25 protein-coding genes, 1 pseudogene and 1 other annotated feature are annotated in these 21,649 nt (G+C 45.9%); of the genes and pseudogenes, 23 read left to right on the top strand and 3 right to left on the bottom strand.

Going from position 1 to position 21,649, the window contains the following annotated elements; all coding sequences use genetic code 11:
• On the top strand, positions 1–603 hold a 603-nt coding region (locus CHH60_RS30010; protein ID WP_176476221.1), incomplete at its 5' end, for a BclA C-terminal domain-containing protein.
• Positions 604–668: 65 nt separating this feature from the next.
• On the opposite strand, the gene serA is transcribed toward CHH60_RS30010, so the two are convergent.
• Entirely contained in the window at positions 669–2,264 is a 1,596-nt protein-coding gene (gene serA / locus CHH60_RS26685; RefSeq protein ID WP_095292930.1) for a phosphoglycerate dehydrogenase, read from the bottom strand.
• A 197-nt stretch (positions 2,265–2,461) separates the two neighbouring features.
• Positions 2,462–2,693, bottom strand: a binding site (T-box leader).
• 337 nt (positions 2,694–3,030) lie between these two features.
• Between serA and CHH60_RS26680 the strand changes: the two genes are divergently transcribed.
• The 3 genes from CHH60_RS26680 to CHH60_RS26670 are packed head-to-tail and all read left to right on the top strand — an operon-like array spanning position 3,031 to position 4,870.
• Positions 3,031–3,624 (top strand): type II CAAX endopeptidase family protein, encoded by a 594-nt coding sequence (locus tag CHH60_RS26680; RefSeq protein WP_095361949.1) that lies wholly within the window; start codon positions 3,031–3,033, stop codon positions 3,622–3,624.
• Positions 3,621–4,070: a hypothetical protein gene (locus CHH60_RS26675; RefSeq protein ID WP_095361948.1), complete on the top strand. Its 450-nt coding sequence runs from the start codon at positions 3,621–3,623 to the stop codon at positions 4,068–4,070. The genes CHH60_RS26680 and CHH60_RS26675 overlap by 4 nt, the downstream gene beginning before the upstream one ends.
• Before the next feature lie 41 nt (positions 4,071–4,111).
• A complete protein-coding gene (locus CHH60_RS26670; RefSeq protein ID WP_176476220.1) occupies positions 4,112–4,870 on the top strand; it encodes a metallophosphoesterase in 759 nt (252 codons plus the stop codon).
• Positions 4,871–4,913: 43 nt separating this feature from the next.
• On the opposite strand, the gene CHH60_RS26665 is transcribed toward CHH60_RS26670, so the two are convergent.
• Positions 4,914–5,801, bottom strand: a complete 888-nt coding sequence (locus CHH60_RS26665; protein WP_095361946.1) for a polysaccharide deacetylase family protein — start codon at positions 5,799–5,801, stop codon at positions 4,914–4,916.
• 93 nt (positions 5,802–5,894) lie between these two features.
• On the opposite strand from CHH60_RS26665, the gene CHH60_RS26660 reads away from it, so the two are divergent.
• The 18 genes from CHH60_RS26660 to CHH60_RS26580 all read left to right on the top strand — a co-directional run bounded on the left by CHH60_RS26660 (position 5,895) and on the right by CHH60_RS26580 (position 19,194).
• Positions 5,895–6,248 carry a hypothetical protein gene (locus CHH60_RS26660; RefSeq protein ID WP_095361945.1) on the top strand — a complete coding sequence of 118 codons (354 nt, stop codon included), beginning with the start codon at positions 5,895–5,897 and terminating at the stop codon, positions 6,246–6,248.
• Between the two features lie 187 nt (positions 6,249–6,435).
• A complete protein-coding gene (locus CHH60_RS26655) occupies positions 6,436–7,050 on the top strand; it encodes a genetic competence negative regulator (RefSeq protein ID WP_095361944.1) in 615 nt (204 codons plus the stop codon).
• 41 nt (positions 7,051–7,091) lie between these two features.
• Complete coding sequence (prsW, locus tag CHH60_RS26650) at positions 7,092–7,787, top strand: glutamic-type intramembrane protease PrsW (protein ID WP_095361943.1); 696 nt, start codon at positions 7,092–7,094, stop codon at positions 7,785–7,787.
• Positions 7,788–7,904: 117 nt separating this feature from the next.
• Positions 7,905–8,075 (top strand): hypothetical protein, encoded by a 171-nt coding sequence (locus CHH60_RS30005; RefSeq protein WP_164764345.1) that lies wholly within the window; start codon positions 7,905–7,907, stop codon positions 8,073–8,075.
• Positions 8,076–8,183: 108 nt separating this feature from the next.
• Positions 8,184–9,530, top strand: a complete 1,347-nt coding sequence (ypeB, locus tag CHH60_RS26645; RefSeq protein WP_095361942.1) for a germination protein YpeB — start codon at positions 8,184–8,186, stop codon at positions 9,528–9,530.
• A gap of 141 nt (positions 9,531–9,671) precedes the next feature.
• On the top strand, positions 9,672–10,325 hold the full coding sequence (locus CHH60_RS26640) for a flagellar brake protein (protein ID WP_095292911.1): 654 nt from the start codon (positions 9,672–9,674) through the stop codon (positions 10,323–10,325).
• Positions 10,326–10,393: 68 nt separating this feature from the next.
• Positions 10,394–10,618, top strand: a complete 225-nt coding sequence (locus CHH60_RS26635) for a hypothetical protein (RefSeq protein WP_095361941.1) — start codon at positions 10,394–10,396, stop codon at positions 10,616–10,618.
• A 103-nt stretch (positions 10,619–10,721) separates the two neighbouring features.
• A complete protein-coding gene (gene cmk / locus CHH60_RS26630) occupies positions 10,722–11,426 on the top strand; it encodes a (d)CMP kinase (protein ID WP_095361940.1) in 705 nt (234 codons plus the stop codon).
• Positions 11,423–12,010, top strand: coding sequence for a lysophospholipid acyltransferase family protein (locus CHH60_RS26625; protein WP_095292905.1), 588 nt, complete (start codon positions 11,423–11,425; stop codon positions 12,008–12,010). The genes cmk and CHH60_RS26625 overlap by 4 nt, the downstream gene beginning before the upstream one ends.
• 146 nt (positions 12,011–12,156) lie before the next feature.
• On the top strand, positions 12,157–13,371 hold the full coding sequence (gene rpsA, locus CHH60_RS26620) for a 30S ribosomal protein S1 (protein ID WP_095292903.1): 1,215 nt from the start codon (positions 12,157–12,159) through the stop codon (positions 13,369–13,371).
• A gap of 183 nt (positions 13,372–13,554) precedes the next feature.
• The gene (gene der, locus CHH60_RS26615; protein ID WP_095361939.1) at positions 13,555–14,877 is read left to right on the top strand and encodes a ribosome biogenesis GTPase Der; all 1,323 of its coding nucleotides are present in this window, start codon (positions 13,555–13,557) and stop codon (positions 14,875–14,877) included.
• Between the two features lie 11 nt (positions 14,878–14,888).
• Positions 14,889–15,512: a glycerol-3-phosphate 1-O-acyltransferase PlsY gene (gene plsY, locus CHH60_RS26610; RefSeq protein ID WP_095292899.1), complete on the top strand. Its 624-nt coding sequence runs from the start codon at positions 14,889–14,891 to the stop codon at positions 15,510–15,512.
• Positions 15,505–16,545: an NAD(P)H-dependent glycerol-3-phosphate dehydrogenase gene (locus CHH60_RS26605; protein WP_095361938.1), complete on the top strand. Its 1,041-nt coding sequence runs from the start codon at positions 15,505–15,507 to the stop codon at positions 16,543–16,545. The genes plsY and CHH60_RS26605 overlap by 8 nt, the downstream gene beginning before the upstream one ends.
• Before the next feature lie 100 nt (positions 16,546–16,645).
• Positions 16,646–16,921 (top strand): stage VI sporulation protein F, encoded by a 276-nt coding sequence (locus tag CHH60_RS26600; protein WP_056696692.1) that lies wholly within the window; start codon positions 16,646–16,648, stop codon positions 16,919–16,921.
• Between the two features lie 173 nt (positions 16,922–17,094).
• Entirely contained in the window at positions 17,095–17,274 is a 180-nt protein-coding gene (locus CHH60_RS26595) for a DUF2768 family protein (protein ID WP_095292896.1), read from the top strand.
• A gap of 76 nt (positions 17,275–17,350) precedes the next feature.
• Entirely contained in the window at positions 17,351–17,977 is a 627-nt protein-coding gene (locus CHH60_RS26590) for a hypothetical protein (RefSeq protein ID WP_255248096.1), read from the top strand.
• Positions 17,978–17,993: 16 nt separating this feature from the next.
• A complete protein-coding gene (locus tag CHH60_RS26585) occupies positions 17,994–18,347 on the top strand; it encodes a 2Fe-2S iron-sulfur cluster-binding protein (protein ID WP_095361936.1) in 354 nt (117 codons plus the stop codon).
• 70 nt (positions 18,348–18,417) lie between these two features.
• The gene (locus CHH60_RS26580; RefSeq protein ID WP_255248095.1) at positions 18,418–19,194 is read left to right on the top strand and encodes a DUF3939 domain-containing protein; all 777 of its coding nucleotides are present in this window, start codon (positions 18,418–18,420) and stop codon (positions 19,192–19,194) included.
• Positions 19,195–19,296: 102 nt separating this feature from the next.
• Here CHH60_RS26580 and CHH60_RS26575 read toward each other — a convergent pair.
• A pseudogene (locus CHH60_RS26575) lies at positions 19,297–19,563 on the bottom strand (tautomerase family protein); the annotation flags it as partial.
• Between the two features lie 582 nt (positions 19,564–20,145).
• Here CHH60_RS26575 and spoIVA point away from each other — a divergent pair.
• Positions 20,146–21,624 carry a stage IV sporulation protein A gene (spoIVA, locus tag CHH60_RS26570; protein WP_095292886.1) on the top strand — a complete coding sequence of 493 codons (1,479 nt, stop codon included), beginning with the start codon at positions 20,146–20,148 and terminating at the stop codon, positions 21,622–21,624.
• Positions 21,625–21,649 lie beyond the last annotated feature (25 nt).

The following is a 21,649-nucleotide window of genomic DNA, read 5'->3' as shown; positions in this document are numbered from 1 at the left end:
ACCGGAGCGACAGGAACAACCGGTGTAACAGGAGAAACCGGTATAACGGGAGCCACTGGAGTTGGCATAACGGGAAGTAGTGGTGCAACAGGAGCTACTGGGGTAACAGGTGCAACGGGACTTACAGGTGCAACAGGCGCAACAGGAGAGACGGGTGTCGGTACCACTGGGGCAACTGGTGCCACAGGTGCAACAGGAACTTCAGTTACAGCAGCATCTTCTTATGCAGAGAATACAAGTGGTACAATTCTTGTTCTTTTGGGCGGAACGGCTGTAGCTCTGCCTAATAATCAAAACATTGGTACCGGAATTACCGTGAATGGAACCAGTGATACGTTTACTCTCGCTACGGCAGGACGTTATTATATTAGTTACAAAATCAATCTTACTGCAGCGCTCGCTGTCCAATCTCGTATACTGCTGAATGGTGCTGTAGTTCCACCAAGTGTAATCTCGCCAGTACTTTCACTTAGCCAGTTAGCAACCGACTTTATAGTAACCGTCACAGCTGGATCAACCATTCAACTGCAGTTGTTTGGTTTGGTTGCAACAGCAGTACTGTCACCTCCGGGTGCAACACTTAACATTATTCGATTAAGCTAAAGTAGAAAAAAGAGACGAACCCTTCTGGGATCGTCTCTTTTGACTATCTATGCACGATGTGGCATCTATTCAAGAACAATTTCAACAGCTGTATTAAGCTCAGGCAGACCTGTAAGCTGGACAAGGACATCTTTTGGAACTGCTTTATCCACAGTCAGAATCATGATTGCAGCACCGCCGATAATTTTCCGTCCCACTTGCATGGAGGCAATGTTGACATCATTTTGACCAAGCAGCGTACCTACCCGTCCGATGATACCTGGCTTATCGTTATGGGAGATCAAAATTTGGTGACTTTCTGGAGCGATATCAACCGGGAATTTGTCCAGGCGTACGATCCGTTCTCCGTAACCAGCAAGCAGCGTACCGGCTACACGGCGTTCCTCTGCTTCCTGTGTCGTTACCAACGTAACTGTGATGAGGTTAGTAAACCCTTTAGTTGTGGATGTTTGGCTTACAACTACATTCAGATCGCGGGTTTTGGCCAGATGCATGGAGTTAACGATATTTGCTTCTCCGCCCAGATGTCTTGCGAGAATGCCTTTAACAATGTAACGAGTGAGTGGCGACGTATCTACTTCTGAAAGGTCACCTGCATAGTCAATTCGAATCTCTTGCACTGCATTTTGTGTAATTTGGGCTGCAAAGCTGCCCAGTGTTTCACCAAGCTTAAAGTACGGCTGGAGTTTGTTCATTACTGTTGGTGCAACAGCTGGCATGTTCACAGCATTTTTGAACGGTTCATTCCGCAAAATATGAAGTACCTGCTCAGATACATCAATCGCTACATTTTCTTGTGCTTCCACGGTGGATGCACCCAGGTGAGGCGTAACGATGATACTTGGGTGGTTCAGGAAAGGATGATCCTGTGCTGGTGGCTCGCTTTCAAACACGTCAAATGCAGCACCTGCAACAATACCTTCATCGATCGCTTCCACAAGAGCCATTTCATCAATGACTCCGCCACGAGCACAGTTGATAATGCGCATACCCTTTTTCATGATTTCAAATTGTGCACGGGAGATCATGTGACGAGTTTCAGGTGTCAATGGAGTGTGTACCGTCATGAAGTCGGCATTACGAATGATGTCATCCACGCTGGCCAGTTTAACTTGAAGTTTCTCAGCACGTTCTTGGGTAAGAAACGGGTCATATGCGAGAATATCCATACCAAAGGCTTTTGCGCGTTTGGCAACCTCACTGCCGATTCGTCCCATTCCGAGTACGCCCAGAGTTTTATTTCTGAGTTCCACACCCAGGAAGGTCTTGCGATCCCATGTACCTTGAATGGTTTTGGCGTAAGCCTGTGGGATGTGACGTGCCAATGCCATCATCATGGCAAATGTATGCTCACATGTCGTGATGGTATTACCATCAGGCGCATTAATAACGATGATACCGCGTTGAGTGGCAGCCTCCAGGTCAATGTTATCCACCCCAACCCCTGCACGGCCAATGACTTTGAGATTGGTTCCAGCAGCCATAATACGATCTGTAACTCGAGTTTGGCTTCGAACGAGAAGGGCGTCATAATTACCAATAATGGCTACAAGCTCATCTTCACTAAGACCGGTATTTTTCTCAACTACAACATCATTTGCATCCACCAGTTGCTGAATACCCAGATCACTGATTGGGTCCGATACTAACACTTTGTACATGGTTTCTTCCTCCTTAGTATGTGTATCTATATCGTCAAGGACTTACCTCTACAATGAGGTGTTCCTTAAAACCGGGTTCATCCTTCCGCCCAACAACGCGGTGTCGCAGCAGAGGAGAGGGGTGTAATAATAGAGTGGACCCACGTATATTCCTAAAAATAAATCAAAAAACTCTCAATCCACATACTGCTTGCGCAATAAGGGACGAGAGTTGTCGTGGTACCACCCTAATTCACTGCCGCTTCGCAACGACAGTCTTCACGGTCAATAAAGACCGAAGAGGATAACGGCTCTAAACCGATTGCACCTACTCTAATTTCAATGCAATAACTCAGGAACGCTCAAGATTCATTGCCTGCCACCGATTTGCACCATCCATCGGCTCTCTGTAAGAACAAAGCAACATCTTTTTTCCATCATCGTGTTTAACGTGACTAATTTTTTCATAATGTATCATGGCTAACATGACCATGTCAATAGGCATAAATGTTTTAATGCAGATGACTGGGATTAGGTTCATTTATCAGCGAGTTTACTATGAAAGATGCCTAAATCATATAACTGAAAGTCGTATAAAATTCAAGATTTAAAAAATCAAATCAGACGTTACGATGAGAGTGAAATTCGGGTAACAAAGGATAGGGAACCAGGACTTGAGGCAGGTCTTGAACCAATTTGGATTTTTGGCTATCATTTAGTATACTATCCGATTGGGCAGCCAAGTAGGTTATCCATCAAATATCTAGTAAGAGGACAGACGCAGGCAATGAAAAAATCAAAGTTTTCCAAGTTCAAGATTCAGAAGGCTGAACCGCAGCAGCTTACCGAGCGCTTGCTTCTGATTAATCTATACTTTACACAAGGTTTAACTCTGATCATTGGAGTTGTGTGGATTTTATTGCAGAAGCGAAATCTGTTCGACGTGCTTGCTTGGCCCGAAAGTTTTCATTTTATCTGGTGGGGGCTTGGTCTTGCCGGCATTATGCTCGTCATGGATTTGATCCTGTCTTATGTCATTCCTCAGGAAAGCATGGATGACGGAGGAATCAATGATATGCTGTTCAGGTCACGCCCCATCTGGCATATCGTATGTATAGCAGCTATTGTCGCTATTTGTGAAGAATTATTGTTTCGCGGAGCCATACAGCATGCCATTGGCCCTTACTGGACTAGCATACTGTTTGCAGTAATTCATATTCGATATCTTCGCCACTGGATTCCTACAGGTTGGGTTTTTGTTTCTAGCTATGGATTGGGTTGGATTTATTTGCAATCCGGCACATTGTGGGCGCCGATATTATGTCACTTTATTATTGATTTGGTGTCCGGATTAGCGATACGTTTTCGGAGGGGATCATGAACCAGCAATTAAGCAGAATGAAGACATATGGCAGTCAGCGCCACCGCCACTCGGACAAAACAGAGAAGACCGAGCGGCCTACGGCTCCTCAAGTGAATTTGGTTGCTGAACCGGCTGCAGCACTGGAGGGGGCGGGGGCTTCATTGTCCACCGTATCCGTACCAAGATCACAACGCAAGTCGTATGTATCAGCACTGGAAAGCCCGGTGCTCCCCAGCCGGGCTCCGGCACGTTCCAAAACTCCGCAAAAAGCGACCGATGAAACGGTCACTGAAGCAGGCTCACTTCCTACCCGGACTGAGCTTCATCCTTCTCGCCGATTGCGGTTAAGTAAACGGTTTGTCAACTCACTCATCATTATTTTTGTTTTACTCACGATCAGCCTGGTCTGGTGGGGCATAAAAGGGGCTCCGCCACTAAACACATTTCTTCCTTGGCCTTGGTAATGATGGTCTGGTTCGCATCTGTGTTTATGGTGGTTTTCATATTGATCGTTCATATGTGGCGTGAAGCGCACCTTTACCGGGTCGTGGAGGATGATGTTGAAATAAACGCCTTACCCCTTTCGTTTGATGGAAGCGTCATTTTGTATGTATCAGACCTTCATAAGAGGAGATTGAGGCAGGAGGACATTAAGCCATTATTGGGCCAGGTGGACTGGGTTCTGATAGGTGGAGATGTGGCGGAGAAGGGGATTTCATGGTCCATCGTCAGACGTAATATGCAACTACTGACCAATATCGGTCCTGCTTATGCAGTTTATGGAAACCATGACAAACATGCGGGAACAGCTCAGTTGGCCCGGATTTTTGAGGAAACCGGGGTTCGGCTTCTGCAGGATCAGGTTGTGCCTCTTCAAAAGAGGGATTCCAGCATAAAGCTGGCCGGAGCGGATTATCGGTCTCGTGAACTTAGCAATCACCTAACGGAAAAGGACCGAAATGATTGCGTAATTGTATTAGTTCACGATCCGCTTCAAGCGAAGAGTGTTCATGATTATGCTGATCTTATCTTAAGTGGGCATACACACGGGGGACAACTCGTGATCCCGTTTCTTGGACCGATTTTCCTTAACCAAGCTTACCGGAATGTGTCAAACGGATGGTACACCTTGAAACGAATGAACGATGATCCGGATGGGAAAATGCTGGTCAGCAGAGGTTATGGAACGAATCATTTGCCGCTCAGGTTATGCTGTCCAGCTGAGATGCACAAGATTACTCTAAAATCGATGAAAATAAAATAAAACAGCCTTGATCTATATGGATCAGGGCTGTTTATCTATATCCTCACCTGGCTTGAAGCTCTATCGAACGAGGGTCAACAAAAGAATATCCCTTGTTCTCCAGCTTCGTTAACAAATCATCTAGGGCCTCTACAGTCCAAGGAAGTTCATGCATCAATATATTGCTTCCGGGATTTAACTGATCAAGCACATTCTGAACGACTTTATCGGGTTTGTTCTGAGTACTCTTGTCCCAGTCCAGCGAACCGTTGGACCAAGTCATGTATAACATGCCATTTTGTTTGACGGTTTCTTTCAAAGCGTCATTACCAGAACCAAAGGGAGGGCGGAAGAATTCAGGCTCCACACCAATGGTTTCTTTGACGATGTGTTGAACATCCGTTACCTGCTTGGCAGCCTCTGAAGCGGACATTTTTTTGAGATCCTCGTGGTCCCAAGCATGGTTACCAATGATTTGCTCACGCTCGTAAATCAGCTTTAGCAATTCCGGATGGCTTTTGACACGATATCCATTAACGAAAAATATGGCTTTGGCATCATGTTTGTCAAGTGTATCAATTAATCCATTAATCATTTCTGCTTCCTTAGGGCCGTCATCGAATGTCAGAAGAACGACCTTCTTCTCACCCTTTTCATCATTGGGTTTGATGTAATAATTTTCATTCATATGATACGTTTTCTCAATGTGTTGTTCTTTTTTATCCTCAGTTGTTTCTTGTTCTGTTTCTTGTTCTTGTGTTTGCTCTAGGCTGTCTTGAGACGAAGGTAGGCCATCTTCCACTGCGTTTGAAGTGTTGCTTTCTTCACTTGGTGCAGAGGAGACCGTTTCATTTTCAGGAGCGGTGTTTTCGGTAGTAGGTGTATCCTGCTCCCCACATGCTGACAACAGGAGACATGCGGCAAAAAGGATAGCGGCAGTCGTTTTCAACATAATTTCAACTCACTTTCCTGTATTTATGCGGAATGAGATGTCGTGCTTCCGCAAACACTAGTTGTGATCTTAACATAAGAGGAGGTTGGTGTAATGAAGGCGTCATCCTTTTTTTGGGGGATTGTAGTTGGTGTTGCTGCCAGTTCATATCTGTCCAAGGGCAAAATTCCCATGTTGTCTTCACTCTCGTCCGGCAACATGATGGGTCAAGCCAAGCACAAGATGATGGAAATGACTTTTCCAGGCATGGATGGATTCAGCCCTAAGAATAATGAGCATGGTGAATCCCACAAAAGTGCATTGAAAAAAACAGCAAGAGCCATTACCCCGCAGGAAAAAGAAGAAAACATGAACATGCTCAAAGATTTTATTCGCACCAATCCGGATGTTAAACATGAAGTTGAGCAAATTTTGAGTCAAACAAACACAACAGTACCCGGTTTATAAACCAAAACTACTGGAATAGAATCAACCACAGTCTTGTTTGATGTGGATTGATTCTTTTTTTGTCGATTTTACTTCGTGCATTTGCAGGTATAAAATGATAACATAACTACATAGATTTATTTTCAGCACATATTGTTTTGTGCTTCATAATCTGTTATAAGACTTGCTTATAAAGGGGAGATCCTGTATGAAAATAGAACGATTAAGTCACGATAAGATACGGATTTTCCTGACCTTTGACGATCTGAGCGAGCGCGGAATACAAAAAGAAGATATGTGGCAGGAAATACCTAAAGTTCATGAACTGTTCACTGAAATGATGGATCAGGCATATTCCGAACTTGGGTTCGATGCTACAGGTCCGCTTGCTGTCGAAGTATTCGCACTTCCCGCTCAAGGAATGGTGGTCATTGTTACGCGTGGGAAATATGATCCGCAACAATATGGTTCCGGCCATGAGGATGATCTGCCTGAAGAAGTATACGAGATGGAAGTTACACTGGAGCAGAGCGATTCCATTGTATATGCTTTTAAGGATTTTGAAATCTTGATTGAGGCTGCACATATGTTGCGTCAACATGTAACGAATGCGGGAAGACTTTATTCCTATAAAGATAAGTGGTTCCTGCATCTGGAACCGGACGAAGTCGATAGCACCAAACATGCTGCCTTAATAGCATTGCTTGCTGAATTTGGTGAGGGTTCTTCGGTTACGCCAGCGGTAATGGAAGAGTACGGTAAAGTTATTATGCCTGAACAGGCCATTGAAGTGATCTGCACCCATTTCAAACGCCAGGATTAAATTCAATTGCAAACGCGTCTTAGTCAGAGGAGGGAATTTCGGTGCTTTTGTTTTCGGTTTTAGCTGCAGCAGTAGCTCCGGGTCTCGCCTTGTTAACATATTTTTATCTGAAAGACCGTTATGATTCCGAGCCGCTTCATATGGTACTGAGAGTATTCGTTATGGGTATTTTGATGGTGTTGCCTGTGATGATTATTCAGCGAGGTATGATGTTATGGCTCGGAGATAACCCCTACGTTGAGTCCATTCTCATTTCGGGCGGGGTTGAGGAATTTGTTAAATGGTTTGTGTTATACCACATCATTTATAATCACACGGAGTTTGATGAGCCATATGACGGTATTCTTTACGCTGTTGCTGTTTCGCTTGGTTTTGCAACGGTGGAGAATGTATTGTATGCATTTGCGGGGAATGCCTCCGTCTCAGCCATGTTTCTCCGTGCATTACTTCCTGTGTCAGGACACGCCATGTTTGCGGTAATTATGGGGTATTACATGGGTAGGGCCAAGTTTACGGATGGCAAGAAGAAACGTTGGTTCCTGATGCTATCGCTGTTGCTTCCATTTTTCTGGCATGCACTGTACGATGTCATCATGAACACGATGGTAAACTACTGGCTGTGGTTCATAGCACCGCTAATGGCGGGATTGTGGTATGGGGCCATGGGCAAAATTACGCGGGCTAATAACCGCTCTCCTTTTCGATTTGTGAAACGGGAGGAAGAGGTTAAATTATAGAAATACGGACACACTGGTGGACATGGAGCGCGTACTGCGCCTGATGCCCCGGTGTGTTTTTTTGTTTTCGACCTAAAGAATCTCCGGGGAATGAACAACAGAAACGGGGACAGCGTAATGAGGATAAAAATAAAAATCAGATGCAAACAGTGCGGAGAGCGGTTTACGCTGCGCGGCAAAAAAGAAAGAGGGCGAATTGAGACCGGATTCAAGCAGTGTCTGTGTGATAATCGAGATCAATTTGAGATTGAAGAAGATGGCGGTACGTCTTGGATTCAAATGAATTAAATAGCTCGTAAAGAGTCAAACATTGTGCCGGCTGGAAAACCGATGCATAAGAGGACTTTCTTCGATCCACAATATAGATAGTGGTTCAGATGAAAGGAGACTCTACCGATGTATAAACGTTTAAGTTCAGTCATGTTTCCGATATTTGCAGTATTGCTGATCGGTGCCCTTGTTTGGGGATACCAGGAGAACCAGGAGAAAAATGCGATCTTGATCAAAGCGGAGAATCAGTATCAGCGTGCGTTTCATGATTTGTCTTTCCATATGGACAAGCTGCACTCTGAAATCGGTAATACACTGGCGGTGAACTCCACTTCCCAGGGCATGCACCGTAAAGGTCTGATGAATGTGTGGCGGCTTACCAGCGAGGCGCAAAATGAGATTAACCAACTGCCACTAACCATGCTGCCTTTTAACGAGACGGAGGAATTTCTTTCTCGAATCTCAAACTTTGCTTATCAGGCATCCATGCGTGATTTAACCAATGAACCACTAAGTGAGAAGGAAGTGGGCAACCTGAAAAGGCTGTACCAAAATTCCTCCGAAATCACTAAAAACCTACAGGAAGTCCAGCAAAAAGTGCTTTCTGACCGCTTGCGCTGGATGGATGCCGAAACGGCTATGGCGACAGAAGAAGAAACGATGGATAACACCATTGTCGATGGATTTCGCACGGTGAACAAAAAAGTACAGGAGTATCCTGAACTGGATTGGGGCCCTTCGGTATCCAGCATTTATGCAAAACGTTCAGTCAAAAAGCTTGATGGTATTCCTGTATCAAAAGAACAAATTCAAAGTAAAGCTGCGAAATTCTCGAATGCAGACAGCAGCAAGATCCAGGTTCAGGAGAATGGTAAAGGTACGGATTGGGAGTCCTATACCGCTACAATCAATCAAGGCAAAGAAAGCAAGTTGATGATGGATTTTACCCGCAATGGGGGCATGCTGATTTCCTACAGCGATACTAGACCGATTGGCGCGAAAAAGGTCTCACGTTCAGATGCCATGGCCAAAGCGGATCAATTTCTCGTCAATAAGGGCTACAAAGATATGAAAGCAGTAAACTACGATGAGTATGGTAACTTGGCAAACTTAACGTATGTTCGCAAACAAGGGGATACCCTGCTTTATCCGGAGAAAATGTCTGTACGCGTCGGTCTGGATACAGGAGACGTTACTGGCTTCCAGGCAAGTGATTATGTCTATGAGCATCAAAAACAACGGCAAATACCAAAAGCGACTCTTACCGAAGCACAAGCTCGCAAAAAGCTTAATCCTGAATTTGAGGAGAGCTATGCACGTAAGTCATTAATTGAGAATGATTACAGCAAGGAAGTATTATGTTATGAATTCGGCGGACGCATCAACGGGACGAAATACCGAATTTATATCAACGCTAATACAGGGGTCGAAGAAGCAGTTGAAGAAATTAAACCTGTGAATGCGACTTCCTAGAATTTAAAGGGAAAACGACAGACAATAATTTTACCAAACAGACCACCTCGTGGTCTGTTTTTTGTTATCCGCTATGAGAAAGGTCATGGTATAATAGTCCTTGTACATACGATGATGAATAGTAAGGTGGCGGTGAAGAGCTTGTATCCGAAAATTAATGAAATTTTACACATCCAAATTGCCTCAGCAGATGAAAAAGAAGAGAGCAAGGAATACAAATCCCGTATAGCAGACATGGATGATCACAGTTTTTTGATTGAAGTACCGATGCAGCAAGGTAGCAGTCGTTTGAAAAGATTGTATTTCGGCGAAGAACTGTCCATCTCTTATATCACTGAGGATGGCGTCAGACATTATTTCAATACGTACGTGACCGGATTTGAAGAAGATGTGGTAAGGCTTGTGCGTATACGCAAACCGCTGCCTGATGATATCTCAAAAATACAACGACGCAGCTTCCTGCGTGTTCATGCGAATCTTGAACTAGCCATTCAAGCAGAAGATCTGACTCGTGCGGTGGGATTGACCGAGGATATAGGTGGCGGGGGGTTGTCTATATATGGAGAACCAAATTTCCCGATTGCGGAAGGGCAAAAGTTGAATTGCTGGCTGCTCGTTCCCTATCGGAATTCTACGATTGAACATGTGGCTTTCGAGGCTGAAGTGGTTCGCATTAAAACCCTCGAGTCTGGAAGACAGCTCTGCATGTTGAAATTTACCCAGATCACAGACTCGGAGCGGCAAAAAATCATTAAGTTCTGCTTTGAACGGCAGCTGGATTATCGTACGAAGTAAGGGCGGATTTTTTGAATAAAAAGGAAATATGGCGGGAAACGTAAGGGGAAAAACGGAGGTGCTTGGGTATGAATCACCGACGTATATCCCGAAGATATGAGCGACTGTATTACGTGTTCTCCAAACGAATGGAAAGAAGACTTTTTCAGCTTATTGCCGTTTTATTCTTGTTGTTGGTGGTATATCAATTGCTGCTTCAGGTTCCATATTTCAAACAAAATGTGACCCGGATAGACCGAATGGAGGGGACACCAATTCATATGGAGCTTTCAACGAAAAGGGAACATCAATGAATTGGCTGTTTTTGCATCCATGTGTATAGTGTGGTATAATTTTCACGATGCAGGCAATGCCTGTTTTTTTATTGAGGCTTATCGTTTGAGGAGGAATGCCCCGTTGGCAAGCCAGAACACATCAGAGAACGGGAAGATGAACGTTGCAATTGACGGACCTGCTGGTGCCGGGAAAAGTACCGTGGCCCGATTGGTTGCAGAGGCGCTCGGTTATATTTACGTCGATACTGGCGCAATGTACCGTGCGGTAACCCTACACATGATTCGGAAAGGGATTTCTCCGGATAATGTATCAGAGGTACTTCAAGAAGCCCACAAACTGGTCATTGATTTACAGCCGGACCCGGGCGGACAGAAAGTGTTCTGTAACGGGGAAGATGTAACCTCGGAAATCCGCTCCCGTGAAGTTACGGGGATCGTGTCCCGATATGCGCAAATCGAGGGGCTGCGTTCGCAATTAGTGGATACTCAGCGGCAAATGGCTTTGCGCAAGGGCGTCGTCATGGATGGACGCGATATCGGAACGACAGTATTGCCCGATGCGGAAGTGAAAATCTTCATGACTGCCAGTGTGGAAGAGCGCGCACTTCGCCGCTTCAAAGAACTGGACCCCTCTGAAGGACTGACGTTGAAGCAATTAGAGCGAGACATAGCCACACGTGACAAATTGGATGAAGAGCGGGAAATATCCCCACTTCGCTGTGCTGAGGACGCAACTGTTCTTGATACAACCAAGATGAGTATTCATGAAGTGGTTGACAAAATCGTATCTTATTGCACAATGGTCAGAGGAGAGGTTGGTCTATGATTTACACATTTTGCAGCACAGTACTGCGGATCATTTACACCATTCTTTTCCGCCTGGAAGCAGTTGGACGGGAGAATATCCCCCAAGAGGGCGGCGTACTTTTATGTTCCAATCATATCAGTAACTTTGATCCTCCAACGGTAGGTATTAAACTTCGCCGGCAGGTACGCTTCATGGCCAAAAGTGAATTGTTTGATGTTCCGGTACTTGGGAAGATCATTAAGGCTGTGGGCGCGTTTCCCGTTAAGCGTGGAGGCGTTAGCAAGGAATCCATCAAAACTTCACTAAACATTTTGCGCAATGGTGAAGTGCTCGGCATTTTCCCTTCCGGGAGTCGGCACAACGATGGAGGCATCGGCAAAAAAGGTGCAGCGAGCTTTGCTCTTCGGAGTGGTGCTACCGTTATCCCTACTGCTATTATCGGCAACTACAAGCTATTTCGTAAGATGAAAGTGGTGTATGGAGCACCGGTGAATTTGGACGAGTTTAAGGAAGATCCTTCTGGTGATGCACTGGAAAGAGCAACTGAAAAGATTATGTCCAAAATTAATGAGATGGTGAAAACAGGTGTACCGAGCAAATAATTTGCTCTTCACCGAAAGTCTGAATGCATTATTTCCATATTTTTGAGGGAAACTAATCCGAGCCATTCAGCGTTGAAAGTGTTTTGAACTCTGCTACAGGCAGGTTTGAATATAATGGGGTTTTTGAATTGAGGAGGGTATTTGACATGTCGGAAGAAATGAAAAATCAAGAAGCAACCCAAGATGAGTTGGATCAATTCGTTTCCTTGAAAAAAGGAGATACTGTAAAAGGAACCATCGTCAAATTGGAAGATAACCAAGCCTATGTGAGCATTGGATATAAATATGACGGTGTAATTCCAATTCGCGAACTGTCCTCATTGCATGTTGACAGCGCGTCTGATGCAGTAGAAGTTGGACAAGAAGTTGAAGCTAAAGTTCTTAGCATCGACGACGAGAAAGAAAAACTCGTTCTGTCCAAACGTGCAATCGACAGCGAAAACGCTTGGGATCAATTGCAAAAGCACTTTGAAGATCAAGATGTATTCGAAGTTGTTGTAGCTGATGTGGTAAAAGGCGGTCTGGTAGCAGACGTGGGCGTACGCGGATTTATTCCGGCTTCCATGGTTGAGCGCCATTTCGTAGAAGACTTCAGCGACTACAAAGGACGCACACTGCGCGTTAAAGTGAAAGAGATCGATCGTGAGAACAACAAAGTGATCCTTTCCCAAAAAGACGTTCTGGAGCAAGAATTCGAAGCTAACAAAGCTGAGGTTATGGCTGGTCTGCAAGAAGGCCAAGTTATCGAAGGTACAGTACAACGTTTGACTCAATTCGGAGCATTCGTTGATGTAGGCGGAGTTGACGGTCTGGTTCACGTTTCTGAGCTCGCTTGGACGCATGTGGACAAACCATCCGATGTCCTTTCCGAAGGTGACAAAGTTAGCGTTAAAGTGCTGAAAGTTGACCCTGAAAAAGGCAAAATCAGCCTGAGCATGAAAGCTGTTCAACCAGGACCATGGGAAACAGCTGGCGAGAAATTCAACACTAGCGATATCGTAACAGGTGTTGTTAAACGTCTAGTTGATTTCGGTGCTTTCGTTGAAATCGCTCCTGGTGTTGAGGGACTTGTGCACATTTCACAAATTTCCCACAAACACATCGGCACTCCTCACGAAGTGTTGAAAGAAGGTCAGGAAGTTCAAGTTAAGATTCTCGACATGAACCCTGCTGAGCAACGTGTAAGCCTGAGCATCAAAGAAACAGAAGAAGCTCCTGCCCAAGCGCCAAAAGCTGAAAGACCTGCTAGAAACAACGCTCCTCGTGAAGAAATCAACAACCCGAACGTTTCCTTGAGCAATCAAGGTATGAGCATCACACTCGGCGAACGTTTCGGTGACAAACTCAGCAAATTCAAATAAGTTATTCATGCATGGTTCTAAGTTATACTGCATATTTTGCTGAACAATAAAAGCAAGATCGGCGAGCCCCAGCGGGTTCGCCGATTGTTGTTATTGTGAGCATTCTTGGCATGAAAGGTTAGCCAAGACATGTGTTTTTTGCTATGATGAGTAACGTAAGTATGGACAGGAGGAGTGGAATGTATGGCAAGACCCGTTGTGGCAATTGTCGGGCGACCGAACGTGGGTAAATCCACTATTTTTAATCGGATTATCGGCGACAGACTGGCCATTGTGGAAGACAAGCCGGGCATTACCCGTGACCGGATCTACGGAATCGGTGAATGGAACGGTAAACCATTCAGTATTATCGATACAGGTGGTATCGAAATCGACGGCGAGGATGTCATTCTTAAATCAATTCGGATGCAGGCAGAGCTCGCCATTGAAGAAGCGGATGTTATTGTATTCATGTGTGATGCAAAAGCAGGAATTACGCAATCTGACGAAGAAGTCGCAGAGATGTTGTACCGCTCAGGCAAGCCCATAGTTGTAGCCGTTAACAAAGTGGATAATATTGGGCGCAGTGAGCTCATTTACGAGTTTTACGGATTTGGATTTGGAGATCCGATCGGTGTATCCGGAAGTCATGGTACGGGTATTGGTGATTTGCTGGATGCGATTGTTGAAAAATTGCCTGAACTTGAAGAAGAAACATACGATGAAGACGTCATTCGTGTTGCTCTAATCGGACGTCCAAACGTTGGTAAATCTTCATTGGTGAATGCCATCTTGGGTGAGGAACGCGTAATCGTAAGCGATGTAGCCGGAACGACACGCGATGCCATTGATACCCCGTTCGAAAAGGATGGGCAGCGTTATGTGCTTATTGATACAGCAGGTATGCGTAAACGTGGTAAAGTGTATGAAACTACCGAGAAATACAGTGTTATGCGTGCCATGCGTGCCATTGAACGTGCTGATGTTGTTTTGGTCGTTATTAACGGCGAGGAAGGCATCATTGAACAGGACAAGCACATTGCAGGTTATGCATTTGAAGCGGGTAAAGCTTCCCTATTCGTTGTGAATAAATGGGACGTGGTGGATAAAACAGATAAAACGATGAATGAGTTTGAGAAAAAAATTCGGGATCACTTCCTGTTTATGACTTATGCTCCCGTAGTCTTTTTGTCAGCCAAAACAAAACAACGCTTACAAAAATTGCTACCTGTGGTAACTCGTGTAGCTCACCAGCATGCTATGCGTGTTCAGACGCATTTGCTTAATGATGTTGTATCTGATGCAGTGGCTATTAATCCACCGCCTACAGACAAAGGACGCAGAATGCGGATTAACTACGTGACACAGGTTGCTGTAAAACCGCCGACCATGGTTATTTTTGTAAACGATCCGGAATTGATGCACTTCTCTTATGAGCGTTACCTGGAGAATAAAATCCGCGGAGCGTTTGATTTTGAAGGTACGCCAATTCGCATATTTACTCGGAGGAAGTCCGACGAAGGTTAGGGGAGAAGTTTGTGATTTTACCAATCGCAGCGATTGTACTGAGCTATTTGCTCGGTTCAATCAGCTTTAGTGTCCTCCTTGCAAAGGCAATACGGGGGATCGACATTCGTCAGCATGGCAGCGGAAACGCAGGCGCTACCAATACATTGCGAATATTGGGTAAAGGACCGGCTATTCTTGTGCTGCTGTTGGATGTCCTTAAAGGTATTGCGGCTGTATGGATTGGAGTGTGGCTCAGTGACGGCTCCGAGTGGATTCCTGCAATTTGTGGTATAGCAGCGATTGCAGGACATAACTGGCCGCTCTACTTCCGATTCCGTGGGGGAAAAGGAATTGCAACAGCAATTGGCGTACTCGCCACTCTTGCATTTGTTCCTGCAGTTTCTGCCGGAATTTTTGCAATCCTGTCCATCGTTTTGACACGTTACGTTTCGCTGGGTTCTCTTATTTTTGTAGCATTAACACCAATCTTCATCCTAGTGTTCCCGGGATATTCCATGAATCTATTCTGGGGAAGTCTGATTATTTGTCTGTTTGCTTTTTGGAGACATCGCACCAACATTGCGAAGCTTGCCAGAGGACAGGAAAATAAATTAGGAGCCAATAAACCTGGGGGTGGAAAACGCGTTGTCTAAAAAAGTTGCCGTCCTGGTCGCAGGCAGTTGGGGGACCGCTCTCGCAAGTGTGCTGGCCGCCAATGGGCTGGAAGTGACGATGTGGACACGTGGTGAAGAGCAGGCCGCCGAAATTAACAACCAGCATCGGAACAGTCGTTTTCTACCTGGTGCAGAGTTATCACCTCGCATTCAGGCAACGACTAATATGGGAGATGCCGTTCAAGGGGCATCGGCCGTTTTGATTGTTGCACCTTCCTCAGCCATGCGTTCGGTAGTCAACCAACTCAAGTCGTATTATACGCCAGACATGTTAATAATCCATGCAACCAAGGGATTTGAAACGGAAAGCCTCAAACGGATGTCGACGGTGATCTCTGAGGAACTTGAATGCGAAGAAGGGCATATCGTTGTACTTTCGGGTCCGAGTCATGCGGAGGAAGTGGTCAAACGCTGTCCTACAACGGTGGTTGTGGCTTCACTGGATAAAGCCGCAGCAGATGCGGCTCAGGCATTATTCATGAATGCCTATTTCCGTGTGTATACGAATCGGGATATGCTTGGCGTGGAGCTCGCAGGTGCTTTTAAAAATATTATCGCACTTGGTGCAGGGATGTCAGATGGCCTGGACTTCGGAGATAATGCCAAAGCCGCTCTCTTGACTCGTGGATTGGCAGAGATCACCCGGATTGGCGTGGAGATGGGAGCAAACCCGCTTACGTTTTCGGGCCTCGCAGGAATCGGTGATTTGGTCGTTACCGCGACAAGTCAACATAGCCGGAACTGGCGGGCCGGTTCCATGCTAGGACAAGGACAAAAGCTGGAGGATGTGCTGAATTCCATGGGAATGGTCGTAGAAGGCATTCGTACGACAAAAGCAGCCTATTTTATCTCCCAGAAATACGGGGTGCAGATGCCGATTGCGGATCAACTATACCATGTTCTCTTTCAGGATCGTGAGCCGCGTGATGCGGTTGAGGCACTTATGGGCCGTGATCCCAAGACCGAAATGGAAGTTATGAAACTGGAAACATGGGAACAGTGGCACTCCTGATTCTCCATTGCTTTACTCACCAGAAATCAAGAAGCTCATTCACCTTTTCATCGGTACACTCATACTATACACATGAGTATTGCCGGAGGAGGGGAGACGAATGGGTAACAACATTTCTAAGGATGCACTAAAAGCGATCAATAAAAAAACGGGCAAAACAATTACAGAAGGTGCTGTCAAGAAATTGGCGAGCACAGTAAAACCGTCCACCATGCAAAATGAAGCTCAGTTGCGCCAATTGATTAAACAAGTATCCGCCATGGCGAAAGTTCCGGTATCTGAAGATACGGTTCAGGATATTGTAAGTGCGGTCAAAAAAAGTGGACTGAATCCAAACAGCATGGAATCATTAATGAAAATGATGATGAAAAAATAATAGATCGTTTTTGCTTCTACAACGTGGGCAAGCAAGACAAAAAGATGAGTCAGCTAAGGCTGGCTTTCTTTTTGTCTTTTTTTTGGAAAAGTCCTCTGAATTTCGTGTTATAATAATTTCAATTGTCACCGTGTCAGTGATGAATAACGGATTGAAGGGGAGACTGCTGGATTATGAGCGCAATGGACAAGATGTGGCTGTCATTGGTTGCAATTCTGATTATGGGATTGTCTGTATTCCTGATAACTTTCGCGAGAGCCAAGACCAAAGGCTTTGTGCGAGGGATTCTGTCATTAATCGCGTTTCTGATTATGCTGATCGGTTTTTTCGGCGGAATTGCTTCGCTCACTTGATCTTATTCTTGCGTGCAGCTTAACATCCGCATAACTACACCATAGAACTGACACAATGAAAACGGATGAAGGGAAGGTGAGCCGGTTGGGACCACAGGGAACAGAGGGCCTTACAGAACACTATCCGGAATTGCACGCTGCGTTGCTGGAAACGGCAAAAGCCTGGAATACAGTACCTTATGCTTGGCTTCTTGGGGGGAGCTGTGGACTGCTGCTGCAGCAGGTCGAGTTGCAGCAGGCTCCCAGAGATATTGACGTGTACGCCGATCTGGCTGCAGCACATGGGCTGCATCATGCTGCCCCAGGAATTGCCCTGGATGAACCAGTGATAGATCGAACAGGACCATACGCTTCATTGCTGAGTCATTATCAAGTCGGAGAGTGTGCACTTGAACTCGTAGGTGGGTTTGAAGTATGGTCCAGGCAGAGCTGGTACCGGATTGAGATTGAACAACTGCTGATTCATCATGCGCCTCAGGCTCAAATTGGTTCTTACACGTTAAGATTGATGCCCCTTGCTCATGAGCTGCTTTTTAATCTGCTGCGAGGTCGAGCTGACCGTTATGAGGCTATTGCTGAAGCAATCCGTAAGGATCCACAGCTTCATCAACCCTTACTGGCTTCATTGGGTAAGCATAATGTGTGGACAAGCCGCTTCTCCGCTGAGGTAGAAGAGTTGGTTGGTTTTACATGGACTTCATAGGTGGGGAGGCAAGAGGATGGAGCACACGATTACATTTTTACCGCAAAATAAAAGCATCCGCCTAAAAGCGGGAGTGAACCTGCTCAGTGCCGCACGCCGTGCAGGAGTGAAGATTCCAACCCGTTGCGATGGAAAAGCCGCTTGTCTAATGTGCAAGGTCAAAGTAGATGGTGATCAGATGCAGGCTCTGCACCCTCCTACAGATGCTGAACAAAGGAAACTGGGTTCCCTGCTGGAAGCAGGAACTCGTCTTGCTTGTCAGGCCAAGGTGAGGGGATCCGTGTCTGTTCATGTTCCAGAGGATCCGCTCAAAGCCGCAATACGTAAGCAGTTGGAACGCCAGCAGCAGGAGAATGACGACTGGTTCTGAAATTAGCCTGAATGGAGCTCAATTGGAATGGGTTTTCCCGTTGGACTCTTCAGATTGAAGGAGGATGCGGATGAACGAAAACAAAAATAGACTCTTCATTAGTTCGGGGCGGAGGTACGGGATTCAGGGAGTCCGCTGCCTTCTCTTCATTTTAATGGTTGCTACAGTAAGTGGCTGCATGTATCCCTCCCAGGGGAACGATGACCCCAAAATAGCATACAGGGAGAGTGTGAACCGGATACAGAGTGCTGTAGAGGCATTTCAGAAGGATCAGGGGATTCTGCCCATGATTAATGCGGATATGGATACACCAAAATATGAAAAATTCAGAGTGGATCTTCCGAAGCTGAAACAGCAAGGTTATCTGGACGAGATTCCGGGTACTGCTTTTGAAAGTGGTGGGAGCGCTTACTTTCTTATTCAAAATGAAGAGACAGCACCCACTGTAAAAGTAATGGACTTGCAGACGGTACAGAAGGTCAATGATGTACAGCGCATGGTTAACCAGTATAAATCAGTACATAACGGCAAACTGCCCGCCGGGGAAGAATTGTACACCGGTCTGTATGCTGTAGATATGAAACAAGCCGCTCAGGCAGGTACTCCAGAGGTTACACTGAACAGTGTATATTCTGGTCAGGAGTTACCATTTATCATGGACAGTGAAGGTAATGTGTACGTGGACTATGCCTTCGATATCATGCAAGCGGTGGAAAAATCGGATCGTTCTCCTGTGGAGGGGGATGATGTGCGCGAGTATTTGCTGGAGCACTCCTATTTCGTTCCTGTAAAATCGGTTAGTTATACGTGGCAGAATAATGCCCCAGTTGCACAAGAAGAACCATAGATGAAATACACCCAAAAAAGAGATATTCCTCATCAAGGAGTATCTCTTTTTGTTGATGCATTAAGTTCTCAGGAGCTTCAAAGAACTGGAGTAGGTAATACCTCAGACCTCAACGTTGTAGTTCAACTCAAGTTCATCGCCGGGCAATCCACGAATGCCCCAGTGAGCACGTGGTGTCTCGAAAATGGTGATCTCCAAATCATGGACAGGCAACAGGAGTTTTTCATGTATTTGTTTATTTAGTAGCTGGATTAAATCTTTCTTTGTTTCCATAGATCTTCCTTCGAACATGCTGATTTCAACAATGGTGTATGCTGCTGATCGGTCTGGCGGGTACTGAAAGTCCTCCGCATCCAAGGGGAAGTAAAGTTGGAATTTTTTGTTCTATGGCAGTCCCAGGACATCCATCAGAACGGAATGAATCACGCTAGCAAGCTGTTCTTTCATTGGATTTAATTGCTCACGTACACCGAAAACTTTAATTTGTGCCATGCTCATCACACCTTTCTCATCTCGTTTTCAATCTAACTCAGCTCGGCTCTATAACCATGTTTCCTTCACAGCATACCTCTAACTCCAAGTGTCCGGTACCCCAAATAGAAATGAATGAAGCCAGCATAAATGCGACCCGGTGTTCATAAAGTAGATTGAAATAATGACGCGCAGTCCGAGAGCAGGGCAACTTACCGGAGTTGATAACCTGAGAAAAAAACAAAAAAAACGCGTCATATTGCTGCATACGGATACATAAGATGATACTAGTCCAATTGCATGTACGAGTTAACGCCGCTTTCGCCGGTTTCATCAGAATGCAACGTTCGGCGGCGGACGACTTCCGGGCACTCACAAAGGCGGCTCTACCGTTGCAGGGATTTCAGTCTTCTGATTGAAAAAACGAAGCGGATGCTCTTTAGCATTTTTCCTTCGGAGTAATTTAAGGAGGGGATTTCATTGGAGAAAGTGGACATTTTTAAGGACATAGCTGAGCGGACCGGAGGGGATATCTATCTCGGGGTTGTCGGCGCAGTCCGGACGGGGAAATCAACATTTATTAAACGATTCATGGAAACGATCGTTCTGCCGAATATCACAAGTGAGGCTGATCGTGCCCGTGCAGTGGATGAACTTCCACAGAGTGCAGCAGGCAAAACGATTATGACCACCGAGCCAAAATTCGTACCGAATAACGCAGTCCAGATCAAAGTGGCTGAAGGGCTCGATGTTAATGTACGTTTGGTGGATTGTGTAGGGTACGCTGTGGAGGGTGCGAAGGGCTATGAGGATGAAAATGGTCCACGCATGATCTCCACGCCGTGGTTCGAAGAGCCGATCCCGTTCCAGGAAGCAGCGGAGATTGGCACGCGCAAAGTCATTCAGGAGCATTCCACATTGGGTGTGGTGGTTACCACAGACGGCACCATTGCCGAGATCGCCCGTAGTTCCTACGTGGAATCTGAAGAACGAGTCATTGCCGAACTGAAAGAGGTTGGCAAACCATTCGTACTGATCATCAACTCTACCCGTCCTCGCAGTGAAGAGGCTCTTCAATTGCGAAGCGAATTGGCAGCTAAATATGATATTCCGGTAATGACATTAAGCGCGGCCACGATGACGGAAGATGATGTGACAGGCGTGCTGCGTGAAGTCCTGTATGAGTTCCCTGTTCATGAGGTGAATGTGAATCTGCCGAGTTGGGTTATGGTCCTCAATGAAACCCACTGGCTGCGTAACAACTACGAAAATTCCGTGCGCGACACGGTGAAGGACATTCGTAGACTGCGTGACGTGGACCGGGTTGTGTCCCAGTTCATGGAGTATGAGTTCATTGACCGCGCAGGACTCAGCGGCATGAACATGGGCCAAGGTGTGGCCGAAATTGATCTATACGCACCTGATGAATTATACGATCAGATCCTCGTGGAAGTGGTCGGCATTGAAATCAGAGGCAAGGATCATCTGCTGCAGCTGATGCAGGAATTCTCTCATGCCAAGCGGGAATATGACCGCTTCGCTGAAGCCTTGGAGATGGTCAAAACGACCGGATACGGCATTGCGGCACCTTCGCTTGCTGAGATGGCACTGGATGAACCCGAGCTTATTCGCCAAGGTACCAAATTCGGTGTGCGCTTGAAAGCAACTGCACCTTCCATTCACATGATCCGGGTCGATGTCGAGTCCGAGTTCGCACCGATTATCGGCACGGAGAAGCAAAGTGAGGAACTGGTGAGGTACCTGATGCAGGACTTCGAGAACGACCCAATCAAGGTGTGGGATTCAGACATGTTTGGTCGTTCACTACATTCCATCGTGCGCGAAGGGATTCAGGGCAAGATCGCCATGATGCCGGACAATGCAAGGTACAAATTGCAGGAGACATTGGGACGTATCATCAACGAAGGTTCAGGCGGCTTGATTGCCATCATTCTGTAAGACAAAAGACCACAAGGCCATCCTT

The organism is Paenibacillus sp. 7523-1 (assembly GCF_002276415.1).
Taxonomy (GTDB): domain Bacteria; phylum Bacillota; class Bacilli; order Paenibacillales; family Paenibacillaceae; genus Paenibacillus; species Paenibacillus illinoisensis_A.
Note: the sequence above shows the minus strand (reverse complement) of the source record. Positions and strands in the feature narration are given on the sequence as shown.

Bases quoted from the DNA above. Each gene is read 5' to 3' on its own strand.
- CHH60_RS26585 (WP_095361936.1), top strand. From the start codon at position 17,994: ATGGAGCACACGATTACATTTTTACCGCAAAATAAAAGCATCCGCCTA.
- CHH60_RS26595 (WP_095292896.1), top strand. From the start codon at position 17,095: ATGAGCGCAATGGACAAGATGTGGCTGTCATTGGTTGCAATTCTGATT.
- ypeB (WP_095361942.1), top strand. From the start codon at position 8,184: ATGTATAAACGTTTAAGTTCAGTCATGTTTCCGATATTTGCAGTATTG.
- rpsA (WP_095292903.1), top strand. From the start codon at position 12,157: ATGTCGGAAGAAATGAAAAATCAAGAAGCAACCCAAGATGAGTTGGAT.
- serA (WP_095292930.1), bottom strand. From the start codon at position 2,264: ATGTACAAAGTGTTAGTATCGGACCCAATCAGTGATCTGGGTATTCAG.
- CHH60_RS30005 (WP_164764345.1), top strand. From the start codon at position 7,905: ATGAGGATAAAAATAAAAATCAGATGCAAACAGTGCGGAGAGCGGTTT.
- CHH60_RS26680 (WP_095361949.1), top strand. From the start codon at position 3,031: ATGAAAAAATCAAAGTTTTCCAAGTTCAAGATTCAGAAGGCTGAACCG.
- CHH60_RS26655 (WP_095361944.1), top strand. From the start codon at position 6,436: ATGAAAATAGAACGATTAAGTCACGATAAGATACGGATTTTCCTGACC.
- CHH60_RS26635 (WP_095361941.1), top strand. From the start codon at position 10,394: ATGAATCACCGACGTATATCCCGAAGATATGAGCGACTGTATTACGTG.
- CHH60_RS26600 (WP_056696692.1), top strand. From the start codon at position 16,646: ATGGGTAACAACATTTCTAAGGATGCACTAAAAGCGATCAATAAAAAA.
- CHH60_RS26675 (WP_095361948.1), top strand. From the start codon at position 3,621: ATGAACCAGCAATTAAGCAGAATGAAGACATATGGCAGTCAGCGCCAC.
- CHH60_RS26660 (WP_095361945.1), top strand. From the start codon at position 5,895: ATGAAGGCGTCATCCTTTTTTTGGGGGATTGTAGTTGGTGTTGCTGCC.
- CHH60_RS26665 (WP_095361946.1), bottom strand. From the start codon at position 5,801: ATGTTGAAAACGACTGCCGCTATCCTTTTTGCCGCATGTCTCCTGTTG.
- der (WP_095361939.1), top strand. From the start codon at position 13,555: ATGGCAAGACCCGTTGTGGCAATTGTCGGGCGACCGAACGTGGGTAAA.
- CHH60_RS26580 (WP_255248095.1), top strand. From the start codon at position 18,418: ATGAACGAAAACAAAAATAGACTCTTCATTAGTTCGGGGCGGAGGTAC.
- CHH60_RS26625 (WP_095292905.1), top strand. From the start codon at position 11,423: ATGATTTACACATTTTGCAGCACAGTACTGCGGATCATTTACACCATT.